Source organism: Actinomycetota bacterium, assembly GCA_035765775.1.
In the GTDB taxonomy this organism is placed as follows: Bacteria; Actinomycetota; CADDZG01; order JAHWKV01; family JAOPZY01; genus DASTWV01.
This window is the reverse complement of sequence record DASTWV010000007.1, coordinates 1-3,843: the sequence shown is the minus strand read 5'-3', so window position 1 is coordinate 3,843 and position 3,843 is coordinate 1. Positions and strand designations below refer to the sequence as shown.

1 protein-coding gene is annotated in these 3,843 nt (G+C 71.8%); it reads right to left on the bottom strand.

Features of this window, described 5'->3' with window-relative positions:
• Positions 1–3,843: putative Ig domain-containing protein (locus tag VFW71_01090; GenBank protein HEU5001361.1), on the bottom strand; the 3,843-nt coding region annotated here is incomplete at both ends.

The following is a 3,843-nucleotide window of genomic DNA, read 5'->3' as shown; positions in this document are numbered from 1 at the left end:
CCGGTGCCCAGCGTCAGGCGGGCGGTGGCCATCGACCCCGAGCCCTTGACCAGGCCCTGGTTGCCCGCCACCGACAGCACCGAGGCCGCCCCGCTCTGCAGCGCCCAGGCGTGCCCGTCGGTGGCCGTGCCCCATCCCCCGGTCACGGCACCCCGGGCGAAGGTGTCCTGGGCGAAGACCGACCCGGCGGCGACGGGGAAGGCGGGGGCGGCGGACACGGTGACGGTCACCGCCGGCGAGGTCACCGAGCCCGCGGTGTTGGAGGCCGAGACGCTGAAGGCGAAGACGCCCGCCGTGGTGGGGCTCCCGGACAGCACACCCCCGGCGCTCAGCCCGAGCCCGGGCGGCACCGCCCCGGAGTGCACGGCAAAGGTGGGGGCCGGGCTGCCGCTGGCGGTGAAGGTGTAGGAGTACGCCGTGCCGACCATGGCGGACGGCGGCGGGGTATCGGCGGTGAACACCGGGGCGCTGGTGGCTGGGGAGACCGTGACGGTGAACGGCCCCGCCGAGGCCGTGCCGCCCGAGTTGGAGGCGGCGACGCTGAAGCTGAAGGCCCCAGCCGTGGTGGGGGTCCCGGACAGTACCCCGGCGGCGCTCAGCCCCAGGCCGCCCGGGAGGGTGCCGCTGCCGACGCCGAAGGTGGGGGCCGGGCTGCCGCTGGCCGCGAAGGTGTAGGAGTAGGGCGTCCCCACGGTGGCGGTGGCGGGCGGGGTGGCGGCGGTGAACACCGGGCCGACCGGCGCCGGCGCGACCGAGATGGACAGCTGCGGGGTGGTCGCGCTGCCCGCGCTGTTGGCAGCCCGGACGGTGAAGGTGGCCGTGCCGGTCGCCGTCGGCGTCCCTGACAGTACCCCGGCGGCGCTGAGCGCCAGCCCGGCGGGTAGGCTCCCGCCCGCCACCGAGAAGGTGGGGGCCGGCGTCCCGCTGGCGGTGAAGGTGTAGGAGTAGGGGGCGCCGACCATGGCGCTGGCCGGCGGTGTGTCGGCGAGGAAGGCGGGCGCGGTGGCGCCGCTGCCGACCGTGATCGAGATGCTGGGCGTGGTGGTGCTCCCGGCGCTGTTGGCGGCCGACACCGTGAAGGTGGCGGTGCCGGTCACCGTCGGTGTCCCGGACAGGACCCCGGCGGCGCTGAGCGCCAGCCCGGCGGGCAGGGCCCCGCTGGCCACCGAGAAGGTGGGGGCCGGGCTGCCGCTGGCGGTGAACGTGTAGGAGTACGCCGAGCCGACCGTGGCCGTCGCCGGCGGGGTGTCGGCGCTGAACGCCGGGGCGGTGCCGGTGCTGCCCCCGCCGGCCGCCGGGATGGTCTGCGTGCCGGTGTTCCAGCCCGAGAGGCTGACGCTCGGGGTGGTGCCCTGGAGCAGCGAGGTCTGGTACGAGGCGGTCACGGTCTCGGACTCGCCGGGCCACAGGCTGAGCTCGTTGTCGCTCCACTGCTCGGGCAGGACCGGGTTCCCGTTGGCCATCATCTGCAGGGTCAGGAAGAACGCCGGCACCTTCTGGCTGGAGTTGTTGGTGACCACGACCGTGGTGGTCGACCACCCGTTCGGGCCGGCGGTGGTGGCGGCGGTGGCCGACACCGAGGTCTGGCCCATCGACTCCAGCCCGGTGAGGTTGGCGAAGGCGGTGGTGGGCGTGATGGCGTAGGTGGAGCCGGCGTAGTTCAGCACGTCCTGCGCGGTGGACAGCCAGTACACGTTGCGGTCGATCTGCGTGCCGGAGGCGTCGGTCAGGGTGAGCCGGACGAGGTAGGTGGTCGACAGCCCGGGGATGGACGCCGGGATGGTGAGCGGCCGGGCGTTGCCGCCCCCGCCCGGGACGCTGACGCTGCTGGCGGTCTGGGAGTTCATCAGGGTCCCGTCCAGGTTGTAGACGTCGGCGTGGACCGTGAGCCCGCTCGCGGCGGAGGGTCCCTGGTCGATCACGGCCACCGACCGGTCGTCGTAGGAGTACTGCACGTGGAGCGCCTCGTTGGCCTTCTTCACCCCGTAGTACGCCCCGCCCTGGTCGAGGTAGGCGTCGAACAGCTGCCAGTGCAGCGACGTCCAGGCGCTGGTCAGCTGCCAGTAGATGAGGCCGGTGGAGGGCATCGAGGCGTCGGTGAAGTTGCGGTCGTAGGCCTCGTACTGCGCCCGGGTGGCCTCGTAGTTGGCCAGCTGCGCCTCGGCGTCGTACTGCGCCACCGTGGCGGGGGTGCCGTAGCGGGCGAAGAGGGCGTTGTCGAAGTTCTGCAGGTTGTCGAAGTCGGTGCCGGCTGCCCCGGCGTGGTACTGCGTGGCGCCCGGGTTGAGCAGGGTCTGCTGCTGCGCCGGGGTCATCATCTTGTTGAGCGTGTACATCGGGGGGATGTCGGCGCCGGCGCTCATCTCGGTGTCGAAGCCGAAGGCACCCCCGCTGCCATCGTGGCCATTGGTGGCCTTGTTGTACCAGTACACCGGCGGCACCCAGTCATACGGGCCGGGCTCCTTCACCCCGGTGGGGCCCAGGCCGTCGGTGGGCGAGAAGTCGTTCACCGAGGAGATGACCGCGTCCGGCCAGTTGGCCGCGGTCAGGTCGCTCACGTAGGTGTTGGCCATGCTCTGCGACGGGGGGGTGTCGCTCCCGATAAAGAAGGCGACCACGCTCGGGTGGTTGCGCAGGTCCTGCGCCTCGCTGGTCATCGAGGCCGAGGCGATGGCGGTGTCGGCGCTGCTGTAGGACCCCGAGTTCTGCCACTTGTCGCAGCACTCCCAGCCGGGCAGGAGCAGGATGCCGAGGCGGTCGGCGAGGTCGTAGAAGTCCGGCGTGTCGAGGTGTCCCTCCAGCCGGATGGCGTTGAGCCCCAGGTCGACGACGTATTGCATCTTGGCGGTGAGGGCCGCCTCGTTGCTCCGGAGCAGGATGTCGGGCGACCAGCCCGCGCCCCGGATGAGGACCGGCCGCCCGTTGATGATGAAGTGCCGGAACCCGTCGGACTCGACCGGCGCCTGCAGGTCGCGCACGCCGAAGCTCTGGGCCACGCTGTCGGTGATCACCGAGGAGATGCTGGCGGTCATCCCGAGCGTGTACAGGGGCTGCCCGCCCATGCCGGCGGGCCACCACAGGCTCGGGTTGGAGACGGTGAGCTGCGGGTAGCCGGCCGGGGTGAAGCTGACCACCTGGCTGCTGTTCGCCGCCAGGGCCACGGTTTGTGAGAACGAGATCGGCCCGATCGTCCCGGCGACGGTGGCGTTCACCGGGGAAGCGGTGTCGTTGCGGGCCTGGACCGACACGGTGAGCTGGGCGCTCGCCAGGGAGGGGGCCACCGTGGTCTGGACGTCGGGCAACCGGAGGTCCACCCCACCGCTCTGGCGGACCACCACGTCCCGGAAGATGCCCATGTTGTTGTCCGGGGGTTGCGGGTTCCAGTCGATCCAGCCCAGGGTGAGGTCGTTGTCCGGATTGTTGGGCTGCACCAGGAAGGCGATGGTGTTCGTGCCCGGGTGCACCAGCGAGGTCAGGTTCAGCTCATGGTCGGTGTAGGCGCCGGCCACCTGGGCGTTCGTGGCCACCTGGGTGCCGTTGACCCACACATCGGCGCTCGAGATGACCCCGCTGAAGTCCACCATCGTGGTGGCGGCCACCGGCGTGGGCAGCGTGAAGTCCGCCCGGTACCACCAGGGAACGGAGAAGTTGCCCCCGGCGCTCTGCATGTTGGTGGAGAAGAAGGGGTCGGGATCGACGCCGTCGGCCACCAGGGCGGCGTACACCGTGGAGCGGGGGCCCGCCGGGTACCAGCCGGTGGTGGCGTAGCCCGGGGTGGAGATCTGCGCCCCGCTGTGGGAGTCGGCCGACGAGGACTGGATGGTGAAGCTGGAGATCGTGGTC